This window comes from Kosakonia sp. H02, assembly GCA_030704225.1.
GTDB lineage: Bacteria > Pseudomonadota > Gammaproteobacteria > Enterobacterales > Enterobacteriaceae > Kosakonia.
In genome coordinates, this window is the sequence record CP131915.1 from 2,848,991 (window position 1) to 2,870,355 (window position 21,365).

Below are 21,365 nucleotides of genomic sequence, written 5' to 3' on the forward strand. Positions count from 1 at the left end.
TTACTGCGCCTCCCTTACCACTCAACCGCTTTTTCTAACCACTCAGTGAAATCATCGCCGTTTCGCGCGCGTAATTTGCCATGATCGACGGCAGCATTCAGCCAGTTCAACACGACACATCCCATTCCCTATATTTTTGATAAAAACCAGGTCTGATATGGATACTAAAAAACTCTTTAAGCACGTACCGTGGGTGATCCTCGGGATTATCGGTGCTTTTTGTCTGTCGGTCGTCGCGTTACGCCGGGGTGAGCACGTCAGCGCCCTGTGGATCGTGGTCGCCTCCGTCTCTGTTTATCTTGTGGCTTACCGCTACTACAGCCTTTACATCGCCCAGAAGGTGATGAAACTCGATCCGACCCGCGCAACACCGGCGGTCATCAATAACGACGGCCTGAACTATGTGCCGACCAACCGCTACGTGCTGTTTGGTCACCACTTTGCCGCTATCGCCGGTGCCGGCCCGCTGGTTGGCCCGGTTCTGGCCGCACAAATGGGCTATTTACCCGGCACGCTGTGGCTGCTGGCGGGCGTGGTACTCGCCGGTGCGGTACAGGATTTTATGGTGCTGTTTATCTCTTCTCGCCGTAACGGCGCCTCTCTGGGTGAGATGGTGAAAGAGGAGATGGGCCGCGTACCGGGCACCATTGCGCTGTTCGGCTGCTTCCTGATCATGATAATTATCCTGGCGGTGCTGGCGCTGATTGTGGTGAAAGCGCTGGCGGAAAGCCCGTGGGGCGTCTTCACCGTTTGCTCCACCGTGCCGATCGCGCTGTTTATGGGTATCTATATGCGCTTCCTGCGCCCTGGCCGCGTCGGTGAAGTGTCGGTTATCGGTATTGTGCTGCTGGTCGCCTCCATCTGGTTTGGTGGCATTATCGCCCACGATCCGTACTGGGGCCCGGCGCTGACCTTTAAAGACACCACCATCACCTTCGCGCTGATTGGTTATGCCTTTGTTTCTGCGCTGCTGCCGGTCTGGCTGATCCTCGCCCCGCGCGACTACCTGGCGACTTTCCTGAAAATCGGCGTGATTGTCGGTCTGGCGCTGGGCATTGTGATCCTCAACCCGGAACTGAAAATGCCTGCGGTGACGCAGTACATTGACGGCACCGGCCCGCTGTGGAAAGGCGCGCTGTTCCCGTTCCTGTTTATCACCATCGCCTGTGGCGCAGTGTCTGGCTTCCATGCGTTGATCGCGTCCGGCACCACGCCGAAACTGCTGGCCAACGAAACCGACGCGCGTTTTATCGGTTACGGCGCAATGCTGATGGAGTCGTTCGTGGCGGTAATGGCTCTGGTTGCGGCGTCCATTATCGAACCGGGTCTTTATTTTGCGATGAACACCCCGCCGGCGGGCCTCGGCATTACCATGCCGAACCTGCATGAGCTGGGCGGCGATAACGCGCCGATGATCATGGCGCAATTGAAAGATGTGACCGCCCATGCGGCAGCCACCGTGAGTTCCTGGGGCTTTGTGATTTCGCCGGAGCAGATCCTGCAAACCGCGAAAGATATTGGTGAGCCGTCTGTCCTGAACCGCGCCGGTGGCGCACCGACGCTGGCTGTCGGTATCGCCCATGTGTTCCATAAAATCATTCCGATGGCGGATATGGGTTTCTGGTACCACTTCGGCATCCTGTTTGAAGCGCTGTTTATCCTCACTGCGCTGGATGCAGGTACCCGTGCGGGCCGCTTTATGTTGCAGGATCTGTTGGGTAACTTCGTGCCGTTCCTGAAGAAAACCGATTCGCTGGTTGCCGGTGTGATTGGTACTGCTGGCTGCGTCGGCCTGTGGGGATACCTGCTGTATCAGGGCGTGGTTGATCCGTTAGGCGGCGTGAAAAGCCTGTGGCCGCTGTTTGGTATCTCGAACCAGATGCTGGCCGCCGTCGCCCTGCTGCTCGGCACCGTGATCCTGGTGAAAATGCAGCGCACCAAATACATTTGGGTAACGGTGCTTCCGGCAATGTGGCTGCTGCTCTGCACCACCTGGGCGCTGGGCCTGAAACTGTTCAGCACCAATCCGCAGCTTGAAGGCTTCCTGTACATGGCTAACCAGTACAAAGAGAAGATTGCCGCCGGTGGTAGCGAACTGACCGCTCAGCAGATTGCCAACATGAATCATATTGTGGTGAATAACTACACTAACGCCGGTTTAAGCATTCTGTTCCTGGTGGTGGTGTACAGCATCATTTTCTACGGCATCAAAACCTGGCTTCAGGTACGTAACAATAAAGTACGTACCGATAAAGAAACCCCGTATGTGCCGGTACCGGAAGGCGGCGTGAAAACCTCCTCTCACCATTAATTCCTGAAAAATTGCCGGGTGGTGTCACCCGGCATTATCGATATCTGGATGAAACAATGTTTGGTAACTTAGGCGAAGCCAAAAAATACCTCGGTCAGGCGGCAAAGATGCTGATTGGTATTCCCGACTATGACAACTATGTTGAACATATGAAGGCCAACCATCCGGATAAACCGTACATGACTTACGAAGAGTTTTTCCGCGAACGCCAGCAAGCGCGTTACGGCGGCGATGGCAAAGGCGGTGTCCGCTGTTGCTAAAGGAGAATGTATGACCCCAATTGCAGTTACCCTGTTGACCGGCTTTCTTGGTGCGGGCAAAACCACCCTCTTACGCCATATCCTCAATGAACAACACGGCTACCAGATTGCGGTAATCGAAAACGAATTCGGCGAAGTCTCCGTGGACGATCAGCTAATTGGCGATCGCGCTACGCAAATCAAAACCCTGACCAACGGCTGTATCTGCTGTAGCCGCTCTAATGAACTGGAAGATGCGCTGCTGGATCTGCTCGACGGCCTTGATCGCGGCGATCTGGTTTTCGACCGGCTGGTTATTGAGTGCACCGGCATGGCGGATCCCGGCCCGATCATTCAAACCTTTTTCGCCCATGAGATCCTCTGCCAGCGCTACTTGCTGGACGGTGTGATCGCGTTAGTCGATGCGGTTCACGCCAATGATCAGATGAACCAGTTCACGCTGGCGCAGTCGCAGGTGGGTTATGCCGATCGGATTCTGCTGACCAAAACCGATGTCGCGCCGGACAATGAAAAACTGCGCGAGCGCTTAAGCCGCATCAATGCCCGCGCACCGATTTACCCCGTGACGCATGGTGATATCGACCTGGAACTGCTGTTTAAGACCAACGGTTTTATGCTCGAAGAGAACGTGGTAGTGGCAAAACCGCGCTTCCACTTTATGGCCGATAAGCAGAACGATATCAGCTCAATTGTGGTGGAACTCGATTACCCGGTCGATATCAGCGAGGTCTCGCGCGTGATGGAAAACCTGCTGCTGAGCTTTGCGGAAAAACTACTGCGTTACAAAGGAATGCTGTGGATCGACGGCGAACCAAACCGCCTGCTGTTCCAGGGTGTTCAGCGCCTCTACAGCGCCGACTGGGATCGCCCGTGGGGCAGTGAGACGCCGCACAGCACGCTGGTGTTTATCGGCGTTCAGTTGCCCGAGGAAGAGATCCGCGCGGCGTTTGCCGGATTACGAAAATAAACGCCGGATGGCGCTCCGCTTGTCTGACCTACAGGGTTCGTAGGCCTGACAAGGCACAGCCGCCATCCGGCGAACCATCTCTACTGACGCACTACCACCAGCTTCTGGTTCACAAACTCTTTAATGCCTAAATCAGAGAGTTCGCGGCCAAAGCCAGAGCGTTTCACCCCACCGAACGGCAGTTCTGCGGCGGTGTCAGTCAGCCAATTGATGTAGACCATACCGGTCTCGATACGTGACGCCAATTTTTTCGCACGCTGAATATTACGGCTGAAGATCGCCCCGCCGAGGCCATAATGCGAGTCGTTAGCCAGACGCACGGCTTCCTCGTCGTTATTGACCACATAAACCTGCGCCACCGGCCCGAAGAACTCTTCAAAGTACGCCGGGTTATCGCGGGTGATATGGGTCAGAATGGTCGGCTCAAAGAAGTTACCCTCGCTTTTCGCCGGTTTGCCGCCGAAATGCAGTTTCGCCCCTTTCTGCACCGCCTCGCTAACCTGCTGGCTCAGGGTTTCCAGCGCATCTTTTGAGGAGAGCGGGCCAAGCGTGGTGCCTTCATCAAGCGGATCGCCCATTTTCACCTGCTGGAATGCCTCGGTGAATTTGCGCAGGAACTGATCGGAAACGTCCTGATGCACAATAAAGCGTTTGGCCGCCGTACAAACCTGGCCTGCGTTCGCTAACCGCGCCTGCACGCCCACCTCGACCGCTTTCTCCAGATCGGCATCATCAAGCACGATAAACACGTCGTTACCGCCCAGTTCCAGCGTGGCTTTCTTGATATGTTTTGCCGCCTGCGCCGCGACCGCGCTACCCGCTTTTTCCGAACCGGTCAGCGCCGCGCCCTGCACACGTGGGTCAGCAATGATCGCCGAGACCTGATCGGACGAGATAAACAGGTTAGTCCACGCCCCTTCCGGCGCACCCGCTTCGCGCACCAGGTGAGCAAAGGATTCGGCGCATTGCGGCACGATACTGGCATGTTTACAAATCACTGGATTACCGGCTGCAAGGTTCGGGGCCAACACACGCATCAACTGGTAATAAGGGAAGTTCCACGGCTCCACCGCCATGATGACGCCGATGGGATGATGCTCAACCCAGGCCTCGCCCAAATCAGAGCCATACTTCACTGGGGCAAGAAATTGTTTTGCATTATCCGCATAGTAACGGGCGATTTGTGCGCAGAGTTTTACCTCACTGCGGCTTTGCTCAATCAATTTACCCATTTCGCGGGTGGCAATTTTCGCCAGCGCTTCCTGTTGACTCTCCAGCAGATCAGCCAGTTTATGCAGCACCGGAAGCCGCTGGTCGATATTGCCCTTTGACCACGACGAGTGGTAAAGCGCATCGGCCTGGCGCAGCGCTGCCTCAATATCGGCATCGCTGTGGTTTGGGTACTCTTTAATGAGCTGATTGTTAAAAGGATTCACTGTCTGGTAAGCCATTTTACGTCTCCTTAATTTACCGCTTAGGATATTAAGGGTAGTAAAAATAAAGAGAGCTGAAAGTAAAGTTGGGTATATGCAGACTGTTCTGATTTTATAAAAAACGTAATGAAACCACTGTATTAATATTATTTACTCGTCATAAAATCCCTGCAAAATAGATATAAAACAAATTAAAACCATAATCGCTTAAATAGTTTTACGAGATTCTTCGCATTTTTATTTGTTATTTTCACTCAATTTACATGTGGACTTAATTGTTATTTGCTGATTATATGTAGGCGTTTTAAGCGCGGTGCGAATGTGTTAGCGCACATCCGCACCGCTAATCACAATCACTATTTAGAAGGAATAGCCATCATGACTGCTGCCAATTCTATTGCAGATCGTTACGATTCTGAAGTGCCTTGTTTTACCACGCGGAATTTAACAGTTAGTTATGTGACCCGCCATCCAAATATGGTGCAATCTCCGGCAATTCGTTTGGCGGGTGACTGGCTGGAAAAATTCGGCTTTAAAATCGGTGCGAAGGTAGATATTAAAGTAATGAACGGCTGCATTATTATCGCGCCAATATAATGCGCCACCCGCCGAATAAAAATAGCGTACGTTGATTCTCTTTCCTTAAATAGATGAGTGATCTCCTTCCGCTGATGGCGACTGGCGGGTGGATAGCCTGGAGCAACCTGCGCAATGTGCTTATGATTTAGCCCGTTGCATGTAAGCGCCGTTGGGTTCTATGCTTAACGCATGGAAAAATTAGCCGAACTTAAGCGCGCCAAACGACTGGCGCTGTCGCTGCTGTTGATTGCCGCCGCGACGTTTGTCACCACGCTGTTCCTGCCGCCCAACTTTTGGGTCAGCGGGATCAAGGCCATTGCCGAAGCGGCGATGGTTGGCGCAATGGCCGACTGGTTCGCGGTGGTGGCGCTGTTCCACCGCGTGCCATTGCCGTTTATCTCCCGCCATACGGCGATTATTCCGCGTAATAAAGACAGGATTGGTGATAACCTTGGCCAGTTCGTGCAGGAAAAATTCCTCGATACCCAATCACTGGTGGCATTGATTCATCGCCATCAACCCGCGCAGATGATTGGCGTCTGGTTCAGCCAGCCCGAGAACGCCCGACGCGTTGGTGTGCATTTGTTGCAGGTAATGAGCGGTTTTCTGGAGATGACCGATGATAGCCGCATTCAGAGGTTAATCCGCCGCGCGGTGCATAAGGCTATCGATAAGGTAGATCTGACGGAAACCAGCGCGCTGATGCTGGAGAGCCTGACGCGTAATAATCGCCACCAGAAGCTGCTGGACACCCTTATTAATCAGTTAATTGCGCTATTGCAGCGGGAAAGCTCGCGCACCTTTATCGCCCGCCAGGTGGTGCACTGGATGGAAACCGACCATCCGATGAAAGCGAAAATCCTGCCGAAAGAATGGCTGGGGGAGCAGAGTGCGGCGCTGGTTTCCGATGCGGTCAATTCCTTGCTGGATGATATCAACGCCGACAGCACGCACCAGATCCGCCAGGCCTTTGATCGCGCCACGCTAAAATTGATCGCCAATCTGAAAAGCGATCCGGAGATGGCCGAACGCGCGGAAAACATCAAAGAGTATCTGAAAAATGATGAAACCTTTAACCGCTATGTCGGCGAAATGTGGGCCGATCTGCGCAACTGGATGAAAGAAGATATGCAGTCTGATGACTCGCGGATGCAAAAGCGCATCAGCGACGCGGGGCTGTGGTTTGGCGAAACGTTGCTGGCCGACGGCGCACTGCGCGCCTCGCTCAACGAACACCTGGAGCAGGCAGCGCATCGCGTGGCTCCTGATTTTGCCGCTTTCCTGACGCGCCATATCAGCGACACGGTAAAAAGCTGGGATGCGCGGGATATGTCGTACCAGGTGGAGCTGAATATCGGCAAAGATCTGCAATTTATTCGTATCAACGGCACACTGGTAGGCGGCACCATCGGTCTGATTTTGTATCTTTTATCGCAGATTCCGGTACTGCTGAATTTTTCCGCCTTCTGACCTGCCTGTTCATCCGGCAAACAAAAGACCTACTCAATCACAAACCGTGTCGCTTCGAAGCGGTTCAAAATCAGGTGTACAAGGTAAACCATCGTCAGCGTTGCCAGCAGGGAAACAGTGACCGAGACGATGCGGTACACATCGCTAAACACCAGATCAGTGTCCGGGTGCAGGTTCTGGCCGAACATAATGCCGATGGTAGTGACGCTGGCGAAACCGACACCCGCGCCGACTTTCTCCATCACATGCAGCCGCGCACTAAACGCCAGACCCAGGCCGATCAGCGGCATCATCAACAGCATATGGTTGCTGTGGTTATAAAGGATCAACTGCACCAGCAGGATATAGAGACAAGAGATCACCACGCCGACCACGCGCCACAGCGAGCTCAATACCGACCCGCGGTAATGCATCGGAAAGAGGATCAAGATCCCCGCCATCAACGCGGAGAGAGAATCACTCAGGTCGCTTATCTGGAAGACGACAAAAATCATTGTCGCCACTGTGCCGGAAAGCAGGGATTCATGGCGCACGCGCGCGGCGTTTTTCTCGATCATCGGCGGGCGGGTACGCGGTTCAACATCCGGGATCAGGTAGTTCATCAGCGCACTGAGGGCGACCGCCATAATGCTGGCTTCAATATTGGAAAACAGCAGCGTGTGCCAGTCGCCGGAGGGGTAACTCATAAAGTTGAGCATCGTGCTCTGACAGACCACACCCGTGGAGCCAAACAGAAACAGCGGGCCTTTGCTCATAAAGCGAAAACGCATCACGTACAGCCCAAAGACCACCAGCGTCATGATCACCGGCCATTGCATCAGATAGCCGATGATAAACACCATTTCGATGCAGTTAATCACCGCGCTGAACACAAACTGTTTGGCGACATGGCGATTAAATACCGGCACCAGCGACAACAGCATCACCGGATAGACCACATAAAATACGCCGTACTGGGTGTTGTAAAAACTCGAAATACTCAGCGCAATCATCCCGGCAAAGACAATGCGCAGCGTCTGGCGGAAGTCATTTGCCGTGTAAACGATATTGCCGTGCGGCGTAAAAACGCGGGCCAGTGTGTTAATAGACATAATGAAGCAGGCTCACCAGGCGAATTTGCAGCCCGGAGAAGACGCGGGCGAAAAAACCTTCGCTGTTATACAACTGCACCGTGGCGCGCGCGCCGGTCGGCAACTGTTTTGGCAGCGGCTCGTCGAGTGCCACGTGAATGCGCATACGCTGCGCATCGCGCACCCAGCGGTTGGACGTTTCCGGTGCGGACAACTCACCGTTGACCGCTTCCTGCCCGGCCAGAATACCCGCATCACTGCTGGTCACGTGTGCGCGAAATACCTGCCCCGGCAAGGCATCAAATACCACCGCCGCATCGGTTCCGGCGTGAGTATGGCGCAGGCTCTTTTCACGGAAATCCGCCACAATATCGGTTTTTTCATGCACCAGCGCCAGCGACGCGCTACCGGCAGAAGCGTAAAAACCGGGGCTTAATTGCAGGTTACTCACTGTGCCATCAATTTCAGCCCGCACCTGCGCCCAGCCAAGATTAAGCTGCGCCTGTTGCAGGGCGTTGCGGTATTTTTGCAGCGTCACGTTGCGGGCATCATCGCGCTCGCCGCGCTGAATGCGCAGTTCTTCAATGCTGGCGTTGAGGTTATTGACCGACTGCACGCTGCTTTGCCAGGTGGTGCGTACCTTATCCAGATCGGACTGCGAAACATTCTGCATTTTGCCGAGGCGCTGGTAGCGCTCAAAAGTGACGCGATCATTTTGCGCGGTAAGCTGCGCCGTCTTAAGACTCGCCTGCGCGGCAACGATCTGCGCATCAAGCTGTTGGTTGGTCAGCCGTGCCTGCGCCAGCGCGATCTCTGCGGCTTCAACCTGGTTTTGAAACGGTGTTGGATCCAGTTCAAACAGCAGATCGCCTTTTTTCACGCGGCTGTTGTTCTGGACATGAACCTGCGCAACATAGCCAGACACGCGCGCGGAAACCGGCGTCACCACGCGCATCACGGTGGAATCTGGCGTCAGCGGGATCCAGATATCTGCGACGATAAAATAGACAAACATCAGCAGGAAAGAGGCAATACTGACCCTTACCCAGCGGGCAAACTTTTGTTCAGGCGTCATCATTTTCTTATTCGGTTTTATTATCTTCTTCGCGCATCACGCGCAGATTACAGGCGAGTTGATTCAGGGTGGTGCTAAACCTTTGCAGATCGTCAGCCGGAATATTTTCTGAAGCCCGCAACTGGCAGGCTTCGATCACTTGCGTGATTTTCTCCAGCAGACGTGTTCCGTCATCGGTTAAGGCCAGCAGACGAATGCGTTTGTCGTACGGCGATGTTGTACGCGCAATCAGGCCGTGGTTTTCCAGCTGTGTAAGCGTTCGCATCAGCGGCGGCAGTTCAATCCCCTGCACTTCCGCCAGTTCGCTGACCGAAACATTGTCGCCAAGCTGGCGCAACTGCATCAGCACAGTCCAGCTCGATTGGGTGATCCCCGTGTCGCTCAGCGCATGATCGATAGTGGCTCGCCATTGACGCACCACCATCGCCATGCGCATTCCCAGCGGCCGACGGGCAAACAATTCATCTTCAGTCATGAAACACACCCCCCTCATTTCACAGGGGGTGCACGATAAAGGTTATCAAGATAAGTATCAAGAAACGGGAGGGCAAAGAGCATGGATTGTGAAAGCACGAATGAACACTACAGCTCCCAAATCTCTCAAAAAAGGAAACTACAGTGTCCAAAAATCACTTCACCTCTTTCACTTTGGCGACAAACTCGGGCAGATCCCAGGTGCCGCCGGCACGGACGTAGCGGCACATTCCGGTGGTGGATTCGCTGCTTTTGCGGAAGGTTTCGCCGTCCCAGACCCACTCGGCGGATGCCCAGCAGTCGCCGATGCCGCGACCGCGCTGACCAAGCGAAATAATGCCATCGCTATAGTCGGATGCGGAGTTGGTGATAAATTGCGGCGTGCCTTTCAGGGCTCTGTCGATAACCCAATAGCCATACCCTTCGTTATACGCCCCGCGCCAGCAAAGGGTGGAAATCAGCGCATGTTTCCTGTCGAGCGGCGTCAGGGTGATGTCGTTATCGCCTTCCATGACCGGTTCTTGCGGGGAAATCAGCCGGTCGCACTCATCATTATTGGTCAGCGTCGCCAGCAGACGTGGCGTGATGGCTTTCACTTCGGCTGCACGTAAAGTGCGATCTTCCCCACCTTCGACGGGCGCGGCCTGAATCACCGGCGCGGTAATCGCTGCGGCTACGGAAGTTTCTGCTTTATCGCCCTTTTTGCTCAGCGCACCCGGTGTGCCGACGCGCCCTTGCACATCATCGAACTTCAGCAGTACGGCAAATGCGCCATCGCCGGAGAGCACAAAAGATTTCGCGCCGCCTTTAAATTCCACTTTGCCGCTGCCTTTTACCGCATCAATCATGCGCTTAGCCTGTTCGTCCGATAAACGCCAGGTGTCGTTATCCTCCGTCGCCAGCGCGCCTTGTGATTTATCGTCAATCCATAGCGTGATTTGCACGTGAGGCACGGTTTCGTCGCCGTCCATTTCGGCCAGCACCACATCCACGGTGACCGGTGTATCCGGCCCCGCTTTTCGGGTGATCAACACCGAACCGCTGGCCTCCTCTTCAACGCTATAGCCCGCAGCGCGGCAGGTCAGGGTGTTATCACACACCACTTCCCAGTCTTTATGGTCGAACGAGACACCGTTTTGTTCCGCCAGCGCAGGCGCACTCAGCGTCGCTGCCATCATCAGCGCCGCGTGGATACAGCTTTTCATGCCATCACTCCGTAATGAGAAATGCGCACAGTGTGCAGAAATTATGGGTTGGGGAGAAGCGGGAAATGAGGCGAGCGTGATACTCGCCTCATGGCAGGCGAATTATTGCAGGTTCAGTTCGTCGTAGGATTTCACCACGCGGGAGACAATGCCGTAATCAATGGCTTCTTTGGTGTTCATCCAGAAATTGCGGTCGGTATCCTGCTTCACTTTTTCAACCGGCTGACCGGTCGCTTCAGCGATCATGCGGTTAACGCGCTCAAGAGTACGGATGATCTCTTTGGCTTCAATCTCAATATCGCTCGCCTGACCACGCACGCCGCCGAGCGGCTGGTGGATCATAAAGCGGGTGTTCGGCAGCGAGTAACGGTGCTCTTTTTTCGCCGCGAGGAAAATGGTGATCCCGGCGCTGGCAACCCAGCCGGTGCCAATAATATGTACTTCCGGGGTGATGAATTTAATCATGTCGTGAATGGTATCCGCCGCTTCGACATGACCACCCTGGCTGTTGAGGTAAATTTTAATCGGCGCATCGCTAATGCCCTGCAACAGCAGCAACTGCGTGACGACTTTTTCCGTCAGCGCCTGGTTGATCTCACCGGAGATGATGATCGAACGCGCATCCAGCAGTTTTTGCTGCATCAACTGCGTGGCCGAGCCGGCATCTTTCTCTTTTTTATCGTCATCATCATTGCTGTTAATAAAGTGCATGTGCTTTCTCCCTTCAGGTTATGGAGCTAAGCATAGCCCAACGCAGAAGGGGCGGGAACAACAAGATTTTCCCGCCCCTTCTGTATCTTCATAACAATTCATCGCGACGTAATCCTAAATCCTTTAATTGATGGTCACTCAGATTGAGCAACAGGAGCCGGGTTTTCCGATTCGCACGCCAGCGCTGCACTTTGCGCCACAGTAAAACGGCTGCGAAAAAGGGGCTGTTGGGTCGATTTTCAAAGACTTGCATGATGCTCTCCTCGTTTGAAAAGAGCCCTATCTTCGCCGTAATCAATCTTAACAATACAGACTCAGAAAACACTTTTATTTAACATACAAAGTGCGTAAAAAAGCATCTGGCTGACGTTTTTTCCCCACATTTGTACTGGTTTTCGGATCTGTATGGCGAACTTGAGGGATACAGCATGACGCGCTATCAACATCTCGCCACGCTGCTGGCGGAACGCATTCAACAAGGTTTATATCGTGAGGGCGAAAAACTGCCTTCAGTGCGTCACCTGAGCCAGGAACATGGCGTCAGTATCAGTACCGTACAGCAGGCGTATCAGGTCCTGGAAAATCAGCAATTAATCACGCCCCAGCCGCGCTCCGGTTATTTTGTCGCACAGCGTAAAGCAAAACCGCCGGTACCAGCGATGTCGCACCCGGTGCAACGCCCTGTAGAAGTCACGCAATGGGATGAAGTACTGACCCTGCTTGAAGCCCGTTCGGATACAGAAATGATCCTTTTTGGCGGCGGCGCACCGGATGTAGGGCAAGCCACGCTCAAGCCGCTATGGCGAGAGATGAGCCGCGTGGCGCAACACCAGATTGTGGAAGCATCGAATTACGACACGCTGCCAGGCCGACGCGAGTTGCGCGAGCAAATTGTCCGCCTGATGCTGGATGGCGGCACCGCGTTAAATCCCCAGGACATTGTTATCACCAACGGCTGCCGCCCGGCGCTGGCACTCGCGCTGCTGGCCGTTTGCCAGCCGGGCGATATCGTCGCCGTTGAATCGCCCTCCTATTACGGCACGATGCAACTGCTGCGCGGTTTTAATATCAAAGCCATTGAGATCCCGACGGATGCCGAAACGGGGATCAGTATTGAAGCGCTGGAACTGGCTCTCGAACAGTGGCCGATCAAAGGCGTGCTGCTGGTGCCTAACTGCAATAATCCGCTCGGATTTATTATGTCGGAAGCGCGCAAAAAGGCGGTGCTGGCGCTGGCACAGCGTCACGACATTGTGATTTTTGAAGATGATATCTACGGCGAACTGGCAGCGGACTACCCACGCCCGCGCACCATCAAATCGTACGATATTGATGGTCGCGTATTGCTCTGTAGCTCGTTTACCAAAACGGTGGCTCCCGGCCTGCGCATCGGCTGGATTGCGCCGGGACGCTATCTGGACAGGGTTATCCATAAAAAATATGCCACCATTGGCACCACGGTTCCCGGCACCCAGTTGGCGCTCGCGGCATTCATTCGCGACGGGCATTATCACCGCCACGTGCGACGCATGCGCCAGATTTATCAGCAGCGGCTGGAAATTTATACCTGCTGGGTGCGCCAGTATTTTCCTTATGACATCTGCCTGACTCGCCCACAAGGTAGCTATTTGCTGTGGGTGGAGTTACCGGAAACCGTGGATATGATCTGCGTGTCGCGCATCCTGGGACGGCTGAAAATCCAGATAGCGCCGGGTTCGCTGTTCTCGGCCTCCGGCAAATATCGCAACTGCCTGCGCCTGAACTGCGCCCTGCCGCCGACCGAAGCCAATCAGGAGATGATCAAACAGCTTGGCAAGGCGATTTACAACGCGCTGGACGCGTAACGTTACAGAATCGCATCTTTCGTCAGAATGCGGCGCGCGCCGAGGTAATGATCCTGCCAGTAATCGGCCATGAAATTACTGATACGGATGTTCAAACCGGTGCGCGGCGCTTCGATAAAGGTATTGTCGCCGAGATAAACGCCGACATGATCCGCTGGTCCCCGGGATTTGCTGCGAAAGAACACCAGATCGCCACGGCGCAGGTTTTCGATTTTTACCCGTTTTAGCCTCTTATCGCGGAACATCGCGCGGGTCGTGCGCGGCAGTTTGCGCTCCAGCACGTTGTTATAGGCGTAAAACACCAGGCCGCTGCAATCGAAGCCGCTTTCCGGTGATATACCGCCGCGAACATAGGGTTTCCCCAGTTGCTTCGTCAAGCGGTGTACCACCGTATGAAGCGAAGCCTTAACGCGGGATTTACCGTTGCTTGCCTGAGCGCGCGCGCTATCAGAAAGTGCGCTGTTTGTGGGCGGTTTTAATGCCTGCGAAGCAGTATCACGGGTTGTTTGCGCACACCCGGTGGCGAGCACAAGCATAAGAATGAGAAAAAAAGGCCCCAAAAACCCTCGGAGTAAACTCCGATTGGGGGCTACGATGGATGACAAAATCAAAACTTTCACGAGGGCAACACAACTAAAAATCGGTAAATTTAAGCGCCGGGGTTTACATCACCCCACGCGCCGGTGAAGACGTTCATTCACGCCAGAAGCATTCGATCTTTTGCGCTATCGCCTTGTTGAGTTGGCAAACGCGCGCTTCCGACACGCCAAGCACTAACGCTATCTCGCGCAAGCTCATTTCATGCTGGTAATAGAGCGTCAGGATCAGCTGCTCACGCTTATCGAGGCGTTCAACTGCGCTGCGCAGCGTATAAGCAGGCAGCAACTCCTCTTCCAGCGGGCGGCTAAAGAGCGCACTGGTGTGCACATCGCTCTCCAGCAAGTTATCGAGGCTCTCCAGCGCGCTGGCGGAATTGAGCAACAGATACTGTTGATAAGCCTCTGCCGTTACCGAAAGACGCTTGCTCAATTCCTCGAAACGCGGTTCATAGCCCAGTTCGCGCGTTATCTCGCGAATAGCATCCGTGAGTTTGTGCGTTTGCTGTCGCAGGCGGCGCGGACGCCAGTCTTGCTGGCGCAACTCGTCCAGTACTGCGCCACGAATACGCTGTACTGCATACCCCGCAAACTGCGCATCCGGAGGACCATACCGGCGCAAAGAACTCAGCAGCCCCATCAGGGCAATTTGCCGCATATCTTCTTTGTCCATCACGCTACTGGTCTGCCAGCCAAACTGTTTGATGACTTTATTTACCAGCGGTAAATAATCGCTGAGATAACGCGCTTCATCGGCGGGGGTTAGCGTTTTAGTGGCAATCAGATTCATCATTTACATTACGCATGAGGAACAGCGGATAAAACAATTAATAAAAAGATTCGGCAACACTTAATTAACATTAAGTATTTTAAAGAGCGCGATATCAACGAACAGCACATCTCACTGGGGTAAAACAATACACCACAACCGCTTTTTTTAATCCTTTGAAAAGCGGCAACAAATGAATTTCCGTGTAATTCACTTGCATGAATCCGTATTATTAAATTCGCAAAACGGCGAATTAATGATATTTAAATAGTTATTTATCTGATTTAAGAATGGTCATTATTTCTGCGGGATGGAGCCTGGCCGGATGAACATGGATCGTTAAATCGCAATGAATATACAACCTTGTGCCATTAATAAGTGGTTCATCGATCGCCCCTCAGGATCGATTCAACATATCGTCACCGGTGAACGAAGACGGTTGGGCGCTTATCAGCTCAAACTTTTCGACATTTTTCAGCAAAATCCGGGGAAAATTTTTACCCGTGAAGAGTTGACCAACCTAATCTGGCAACGACGAGTAGTCGGCAGCAACAGCCTGCCCAACATCATTCACACCCTGCGCGTCGCGCTTGAAGATGACGGCAAGCAACAGCGAATCATTCGCACCCTTCCTAAACAGGGTTATATGCTGGATGCAACATATTGCCAGCCCCTGCTGCAACCAGAGCCGCATGGCGAAGCAGACACCGCCGCATTTCCCCCACCTTCGTTGCCCATGCCGCAGGGGAAAGAGGGGTTGTCACCCGGCAAAATGGCGATGTTCGCCCTTGCTATGGTGTTCAGTATGGTCTGCACCTGGTATCTGGCGGTCAGTCGCAGCAACATTGCAGTGCCGAAAGAGATGGCGAAAAATGTTTACCGCCATCTGCGTATTTTCACCCTGCTTGAGCCGGGGGAAACCCTCAAAGAGCAGACTGCTATTGTCGACAGGCTTACAGAAAGTTATGGCCTTCTTAATCAGGAACTTCATAAAAAAAGCCTGCGTATGAGTATTTACTACCATAGTGAAAATCAAATTTTGAACTACACCTTGCGCTTGCATAATACCTGCGAGCAAAAAGTTCTGATCATGCAAATTGACCACTGGCGCGCTGACACAGCGTTATTGAATAAGCTTATCCTGAGTGAAACACGGAGGAAAATCGATGAAATGGCACCCTGCAATACCCAATAAACGTTCGTTTTTCCTGCTGCTTTCCGCCCTCATTGCGCTGGCTTTCGGCTATGTTTTGCATTCGGCGCAAGCAACGTTAAAACAGACGGGGGAAACCAGCCAGCAGTTCGGTTTTTATGATTTACTGCTGCAAAAAAACGAACTGTATGACTCACGCATGAGCACCGTGGGAAATATGATAGTCAGCACTATCAGCAACCCAGCCCATCCTGAATTTACATTGAAGAGTAATTTCATACAGTCGCGCCAGCAGCGCGGAAACACTATTTCGCCTACGCGCCGGTTTATTTTAACCCCACGCAAGATAGCCGCCTGATAACCGGCAGTGTTGATTTACTGGTGAATTCAGAACCCTGGATGGAACAAATTGAAGCCGATGGCGTTCCGCTGGTGCATATGCAAAACGGCATGATTTTTATCTATGCGCTGGAGAGTAAGCAAGCGGTGGCAGACGGATTTTAAGTTTGCTACGTTAGCGGTCGTTTTAGTTATAGCGATAACGCTAACAATGATAACAACACCACAGTGAGACGCACCCGATGAAAGCGCCGCCGACACCAGAAATGACGTCCTCTCTACTCAAACAAGCACAAGCCGCACTGGATGCGTTACCGGAAGTTGATCTGCAAAAGGTCGAGGCTATTCGCGCGGCGCTCAATAACGGTGAAATCACTGTTGATATTGATGCGCTTGTCCACGCCATGCGTACATTCCACCAGCGTTAACCGCTCCGCATAAATCCGCCTACCCACACCATGAGCAACATCACACTCTCGCCACTTGCTGCATGAAAGAATAAATTATTCTTATTTCAAATTTTGCGAATAATATATTATTCCTGAATGAACACAGCTAAGCGAGACGTTGATGAACATTGATCTATCCAGACTGACCACTGAAGGTCGCAACAGCGCCAGTGCCGATATCGACATGCTCGATACCGAAGCGATGCTGCGGGTGATTAACCGCGAAGACCAGAAAGTGGCGTTAGCGGTGGAAAAGGTCATCCCGGCGATTACCGAGGCGGTGGACGCCATTGTAAGCGCGTTCAAAAAAGGCGGCAGGTTGATTTACTGCGGTGCAGGCACCTCCGGCCGTTTGGGCATTCTTGATGCCAGCGAATGCCCGCCAACCTTCGGTACGCCGCGCGAACAGGTGGTCGGCCTGATTGCGGGCGGCCACCGCGCCATTTTGCAGGCGGTAGAAAACGCCGAAGACAGCCTGACGCTAGGCGTTGAGGATCTCAAGGCTCTCGATTTTAACGCCAGTGACGTGCTGGTGGGTATTGCCGCCAGCGGGCGCACACCGTATGTGATTGCCGCCATGCAGTACGCGAAAAGCGTGCATGCCACCACCGTGGCGCTGACCTGCAATGAAGGCAGCGAAATGACGCGCATTGCCGATATCGCCATTGTGCCGGTGGTCGGTGCGGAAGTGGTCACCGGCTCATCACGCATGAAAGCGGGCACTGCGCAAAAGCTGGTGCTGAATATGCTCACCACCGGGGCGATGATCCGCAGCGGCAAAGTCTACGGCAATTTGATGGTCGATGTGGAAGCCACTAACCAGAAGCTGGTGCAGCGGCAAATCAACATCGTCATGGAAGCCACTGACTGTGACAGCGCCACCGCTTCGCAAGCGCTTAACGCCTGCAACGGCCACTGCAAAACCGCCATCGTCATGGTGCTCGGCCAGATTAGCGCTGAACAGGCCGCGCGGTTGCTGGAAGATAACGGCGGGTTTATCCGCCAGGCGCTGGTCAACGCGGGAGTGCAGTGATGGCCAAAATCACCGGGCAACTTATCGCCGCGATCCTGCAAATGGTCGGCGGTGAGGAGAACATTAAAAGCTGCGGCAATTGCATGACGCGCCTGCGCCTGACGCTGCACAACGACGCGCTGGTTGATAGCGCAGGTATCAAAGCGCTGCCTGGCGTCCTTGGCGTGATCAACAGCGACGATCAGTTACAAATCATTGTCGGCCCCGGTAAAGCGCAAACGGCGGCAGAAATGATGAATGCATTGATCGGCGGCGGTAATGCGCCCTCACTGAAAAGTATCGCCAGCGATACCAAACAGCAGATGAAGGCGAAGCAGACCAGCGGCCTGCATCAGTTTCTGGCGAAATTCGCCACCATCTTCACGCCACTTATCCCCGGTTTTATCGCCGCCGGGATGCTGCTCGGCTTCGCCACGCTGATTGAGCAAAGCCTGCTTGCCGATGCCGCCACCAAAAACAGTGCGCTGGCGCATACCGTGGGTTATATGAAAGTATTCGGCAAAGGGCTGTTCACTTTCCTGCCGATACTCATCGGCTACAACGCGCAAAAAGCCTTTGGCGGTAGCGGTGTCAACGGCGCGATTATCGCCGCGCTGTTTGTCCTCGGTTACGATCCTGACGCCACCGTCGGTTATTTCTCTGGCATCAATAATTTCTTCGGCATGAATATCGATCCGCGCGGCAACATTATTGGCGTGCTGATCGCCACGATCCTCGGCGCGTGGATAGAGCGCCAGATCCGCAAATGGGTGCCGGACAACCTCGATATGATCCTGACCTCCCTGCTGACGCTGCTCATTACCGGCGCACTGACCTTTACGGTGATCATGCCCATCGGCGGCGAGTTATTTAAAGGCATGTCGTGGCTGTTTTTGCATCTTAACGGCAACCCGTTCGGCTGCGCGGTGCTGGCCGGTCTGTTCCTGATTGCGGTGGTGTTTGGCGTCCATCAGGGCTTTATTCCGGTCTACTTCGCACTAATGGATGCGCAGGGCTTTAACTCACTGTTCCCGATCCTGGCGATGGCAGGCGGTGGTCAGGTGGGTGCGGCGCTGGCGCTCTATTTCCGCGCGGCGCACGACTCGGTGATTCGTAATCAGATCCGCGGCGCGATTATTCCCGGCCTGCTGGGCGTCGGTGAACCGCTGATTTACGCCGTCACCCTGCCGCGCGTCAAACCTTTCGTCACCGCCTGTATCGGCGGTGCCTGCGGCGGGTTTTTCATTGGCGCTGTGGCGTGGTTCGGTTTACCGGTGGGTTTGAATACGGTATTTGGCCCGTCCGGGCTGGTCGCCCTGCCGCTAATGACCTCCGGCGAGGGGATTTATGCCGGAATGGCGGTGTACGCCGCCGGTGTGGTTGTCGCTTATCTTTGCGGCTTTATCGCCACCTGGTTCTTCGGCCACAAGAACATCGATCTCAGCTAGGCAGAAAAAACCCGGCGCGCACAGGCCGGGTGGTTGTTTATCAGAAGCGGTATGAAAGGCTGCCGACAATGCTGCGCTCCGCGCCAAAGTAGCAGTAAGAGAGCGAGTTACAGGCAGCGACATAGCGTTTGTCGGTCAGGTTGTTAACGTTCACCTGCGCGCTCAGCCCTGTCAAACCGACGTTGGTCAGGTCATAACCTACCGCCAGATCCACCAACGTGTAAGAGGGCAGCGTGTGCGTGTTTTGCCTGTCCGATGTGATGCCATTCACGTAACGCACGCCGGAGCCGACGGTCAGGCCATTTAGCGCACCGGCTTTCACGTCATAACTCAGCCAGGCGCTGGCCTGGTTACGCGGCGCGTAAACGGCGCGTTTCCCCTGCTCGTCCGCACTGCTTTTCTTGTAGCGGATATCGTTGTAGGTGTACGCGGCCTGCAAACGCAGGTTCTCCGTAAGCTGGCCGACCGCTTCCAGTTCCACCCCTTCTGATTCGATTTCACCGATAGAACGGTACGGATCAGTGGGTTCCACTTTGGTGGCGATATTTTCCTGGTTGATACGATAGACCGACGCGCTGTACATGGTCTGCGACCCTTCCGGCTGAAATTTCAGCCCCGCTTCCCACTGTTTGCCTTTCATCGGCTTGAGGATCTTACCCGCTTCATCGGTAAAGCTGGTCGGCGTAAAGGCGGTGGAGTAGCTGACATACGGCGCAAAACCACTGTCGAAGAGATACATCAGCGCCGCGCGGCTGCTGAAGTGGTTTTGCTCCAGCGTATCGTGGGTATCGCCAATCTTATTGTCGTTGGTGATTTTCACCTGATCGTGGCGACCGCCAAGTGTCAAACGCCAGCGATCCAGCGACATCTGATCCTGTAAGTAGATCCCAGTCTGCTCCAGCTTATGCTTTTCGCGGCTGTAGACCGAAATAGAGAGCGGATCGGCACCGTAAACCGGGTTAAACGCATCAATGGCCGGGAAGCTGCCGTAAGAGGCGGTCACATTGTTATTGCGGCGCTGGTAATCGACGCCAAACAGCAGGCGGTGGTTGACGATACCGGTATCGATGCTGCCATCAATCTGGTTATCGAGCGTTATCGCAGAAAGGGATTCATCAGAACCGGAGTAACCGCGGTTGAGTTCGGTGTCGTTCAGCCAGCCTGCGGCATACACCTGATTAAGATCGACTTTGGTGCGCAAGTAACGCACTTTCTGGCGCACCGACCAGCCGCTCTCGAACGCGTGTTCAAAATTATAGCCGACCATGTTTTCGCGGCGATCGTACTTGTCATACTGGTCTTCACCTTCAAAAAAGGTGTTGGAGATTTTGCCCCCGGCGTGCGGGATCACCGTGCCTTCATAAGGCAGGCCGGAATGGCTGCCGCCTTCGGGATCGCGGTGCAGATAGGCCATTAATTCAAGGCGCGTGCGATCGGTAATGCGCCAGGTGAGGCTCGGCGCAATGGCGTAACGCTGCTCTTTCAGGTGATCAAACTGGGAATCCGCATAGCGGGTCATGCCAGTTAAGCGCACCGCCACGCGATCGTTATCATCCACCGGGCCGGTGACATCAAACGCCGCGCCGCGCTGGTTATTGTTACCGGCGAACAGCTTCACTTCGCCACCGGGATCAAACGACGGTTTACGGGAATTAAGCGCCACAATGCCGCCCGGCGACGAGCGGCCATATAGCACTGAGGCCGGGCCGCGCACCACTTCGACGCTGTCTAAAAACCACGGATCGATAACCAGCGAGCTGTGGGAGTTGGTATCGCCCATCATTTTCAGGCCGTCGAGATAGACATTATCCAGGCTGCCGTCGGAAAACCCGCGCAGCACGATGTAATCAAAGCGGTTCGAGGCGCCAATCTGGTTGCTGTAAACACCCGGCGTATAGCTCACCGCCTGGCGTACGCTGGTCGCGCCCTGCTCCTCATACTGCTGGCGCGTCACAATCGATACCGCCTGCGGCGTTTCGATATCCGGCGTTTCCAGTTTGGTCGCGCCGCTCTGCATTTGCGAGGTGACGACGACCGTATCATTCGTACTTTCCTGAGCCAGCGCCGATACGCTTATCCCTGCGGTGATGCAGCTAATCATCAATGCCAGTCGCGTTTTTGCGAACATGAAAATCTCCAGAAGCGGTTATTATTGTAAATAAGAATTATTACCCTTTTGGATTCACCAATAGCTATGCGC

Annotated in this window: 20 protein-coding genes and 1 pseudogene; 11 read left to right on the forward strand and 10 right to left on the reverse strand. The window is 54.0% G+C overall.

Features of this window, described 5'->3' with window-relative positions; all coding sequences use genetic code 11:
* The first annotated feature begins 157 nt into the window (after nt 1-157).
* From Q5705_13370 to yjiA, 3 genes are read left to right on the forward strand one after another with little or no spacing between them, the layout of a single operon-like run.
* A complete protein-coding gene (locus Q5705_13370) occupies nt 158-2,311 on the forward strand; it encodes a carbon starvation CstA family protein (protein WLI75580.1) in 2,154 nt (717 codons plus the stop codon).
* Nucleotides 2,312-2,367: 56 nt separating this feature from the next.
* Complete coding sequence (locus Q5705_13375) at nt 2,368-2,571, forward strand: YbdD/YjiX family protein (protein ID WLI75581.1); 204 nt, start codon at nt 2,368-2,370, stop codon at nt 2,569-2,571.
* Between the two features lie 10 nt (nt 2,572-2,581).
* The gene (gene yjiA, locus Q5705_13380) at nt 2,582-3,538 is read left to right on the forward strand and encodes a GTPase (protein ID WLI75582.1); all 957 of its coding nucleotides are present in this window, start codon (nt 2,582-2,584) and stop codon (nt 3,536-3,538) included.
* Nucleotides 3,539-3,618: 80 nt separating this feature from the next.
* Here yjiA and Q5705_13385 read toward each other — a convergent pair whose 3' ends face one another.
* A complete protein-coding gene (locus Q5705_13385; GenBank protein ID WLI75583.1) occupies nt 3,619-4,989 on the reverse strand; it encodes an NAD-dependent succinate-semialdehyde dehydrogenase in 1,371 nt (456 codons plus the stop codon).
* A gap of 360 nt (nt 4,990-5,349) precedes the next feature.
* Between Q5705_13385 and Q5705_13390 the strand changes: the two genes are divergently transcribed.
* Both Q5705_13390 and Q5705_13395 read left to right on the forward strand, forming a co-directional pair.
* Nucleotides 5,350-5,568, forward strand: a complete 219-nt coding sequence (locus tag Q5705_13390) for a SymE family type I addiction module toxin (protein ID WLI75584.1) — start codon at nt 5,350-5,352, stop codon at nt 5,566-5,568.
* Between the two features lie 171 nt (nt 5,569-5,739).
* The gene (locus tag Q5705_13395; GenBank protein WLI75585.1) at nt 5,740-7,020 is read left to right on the forward strand and encodes a DUF445 domain-containing protein; all 1,281 of its coding nucleotides are present in this window, start codon (nt 5,740-5,742) and stop codon (nt 7,018-7,020) included.
* Between the two features lie 29 nt (nt 7,021-7,049).
* Here Q5705_13395 and Q5705_13400 read toward each other — a convergent pair whose 3' ends face one another.
* From Q5705_13400 to Q5705_13425, 6 genes are all read right to left on the reverse strand, one after another.
* Nucleotides 7,050-8,111 (reverse strand): DUF2955 domain-containing protein, encoded by a 1,062-nt coding sequence (locus Q5705_13400; GenBank protein WLI75586.1) that lies wholly within the window; start codon nt 8,109-8,111, stop codon nt 7,050-7,052.
* Nucleotides 8,101-9,168, reverse strand: coding sequence for an HlyD family secretion protein (locus Q5705_13405; GenBank protein WLI75587.1), 1,068 nt, complete (start codon nt 9,166-9,168; stop codon nt 8,101-8,103). The genes Q5705_13400 and Q5705_13405 overlap by 11 nt, the downstream gene beginning before the upstream one ends.
* 4 nt (nt 9,169-9,172) lie before the next feature.
* Nucleotides 9,173-9,640, reverse strand: coding sequence for a MarR family transcriptional regulator (locus Q5705_13410; GenBank protein ID WLI75588.1), 468 nt, complete (start codon nt 9,638-9,640; stop codon nt 9,173-9,175).
* A 154-nt stretch (nt 9,641-9,794) separates the two neighbouring features.
* Nucleotides 9,795-10,844, reverse strand: a complete 1,050-nt coding sequence (locus tag Q5705_13415) for a DUF1176 domain-containing protein (protein WLI75589.1) — start codon at nt 10,842-10,844, stop codon at nt 9,795-9,797.
* Between the two features lie 102 nt (nt 10,845-10,946).
* Nucleotides 10,947-11,555, reverse strand: a complete 609-nt coding sequence (locus Q5705_13420; GenBank protein ID WLI75590.1) for an ATP-dependent Clp protease proteolytic subunit — start codon at nt 11,553-11,555, stop codon at nt 10,947-10,949.
* 88 nt (nt 11,556-11,643) lie between these two features.
* Entirely contained in the window at nt 11,644-11,808 is a 165-nt protein-coding gene (locus Q5705_13425) for a DUF1127 domain-containing protein (protein ID WLI75591.1), read from the reverse strand.
* A 175-nt stretch (nt 11,809-11,983) separates the two neighbouring features.
* Between Q5705_13425 and Q5705_13430 the strand changes: the two genes are divergently transcribed.
* Nucleotides 11,984-13,399, forward strand: a complete 1,416-nt coding sequence (locus tag Q5705_13430; protein ID WLI75592.1) for a PLP-dependent aminotransferase family protein — start codon at nt 11,984-11,986, stop codon at nt 13,397-13,399.
* Between the two features lie 2 nt (nt 13,400-13,401).
* Here Q5705_13430 and Q5705_13435 read toward each other — a convergent pair.
* Together Q5705_13435 and Q5705_13440 are read right to left on the reverse strand one after the other, a co-directional pair.
* Nucleotides 13,402-13,785, reverse strand: a pseudogene (locus Q5705_13435) (C40 family peptidase).
* Between the two features lie 307 nt (nt 13,786-14,092).
* Nucleotides 14,093-14,788 (reverse strand): FliA/WhiG family RNA polymerase sigma factor, encoded by a 696-nt coding sequence (locus Q5705_13440; protein ID WLI75593.1) that lies wholly within the window; start codon nt 14,786-14,788, stop codon nt 14,093-14,095.
* 325 nt (nt 14,789-15,113) lie between these two features.
* Here Q5705_13440 and Q5705_13445 point away from each other — a divergent pair, with 325 nt between their 5' ends.
* The 5 genes from Q5705_13445 (at nt 15,114) to murP (ending at nt 19,165) form a co-directional block, all read left to right on the forward strand.
* On the forward strand, nt 15,114-15,959 hold the full coding sequence (locus tag Q5705_13445; protein ID WLI75594.1) for a winged helix-turn-helix domain-containing protein: 846 nt from the start codon (nt 15,114-15,116) through the stop codon (nt 15,957-15,959).
* Entirely contained in the window at nt 15,931-16,275 is a 345-nt protein-coding gene (locus tag Q5705_13450) for a hypothetical protein (GenBank protein ID WLI75595.1), read from the forward strand. The genes Q5705_13445 and Q5705_13450 overlap by 29 nt, the downstream gene beginning before the upstream one ends.
* 247 nt (nt 16,276-16,522) lie before the next feature.
* Nucleotides 16,523-16,684, forward strand: a complete 162-nt coding sequence (flgM, locus tag Q5705_13455; GenBank protein WLI75596.1) for a flagellar biosynthesis anti-sigma factor FlgM — start codon at nt 16,523-16,525, stop codon at nt 16,682-16,684.
* Between the two features lie 142 nt (nt 16,685-16,826).
* Nucleotides 16,827-17,738: an N-acetylmuramic acid 6-phosphate etherase gene (murQ, locus tag Q5705_13460; protein ID WLI75597.1), complete on the forward strand. Its 912-nt coding sequence runs from the start codon at nt 16,827-16,829 to the stop codon at nt 17,736-17,738.
* Nucleotides 17,738-19,165, forward strand: a complete 1,428-nt coding sequence (murP, locus tag Q5705_13465; GenBank protein WLI75598.1) for a PTS N-acetylmuramic acid transporter subunit IIBC — start codon at nt 17,738-17,740, stop codon at nt 19,163-19,165. The genes murQ and murP overlap by 1 nt, the downstream gene beginning before the upstream one ends.
* Before the next feature lie 40 nt (nt 19,166-19,205).
* On the opposite strand, the gene Q5705_13470 is transcribed toward murP, so the two are convergent.
* Nucleotides 19,206-21,293, reverse strand: coding sequence for a TonB-dependent siderophore receptor (locus tag Q5705_13470; protein ID WLI75599.1), 2,088 nt, complete (start codon nt 21,291-21,293; stop codon nt 19,206-19,208).
* Nucleotides 21,294-21,365 lie beyond the last annotated feature (72 nt).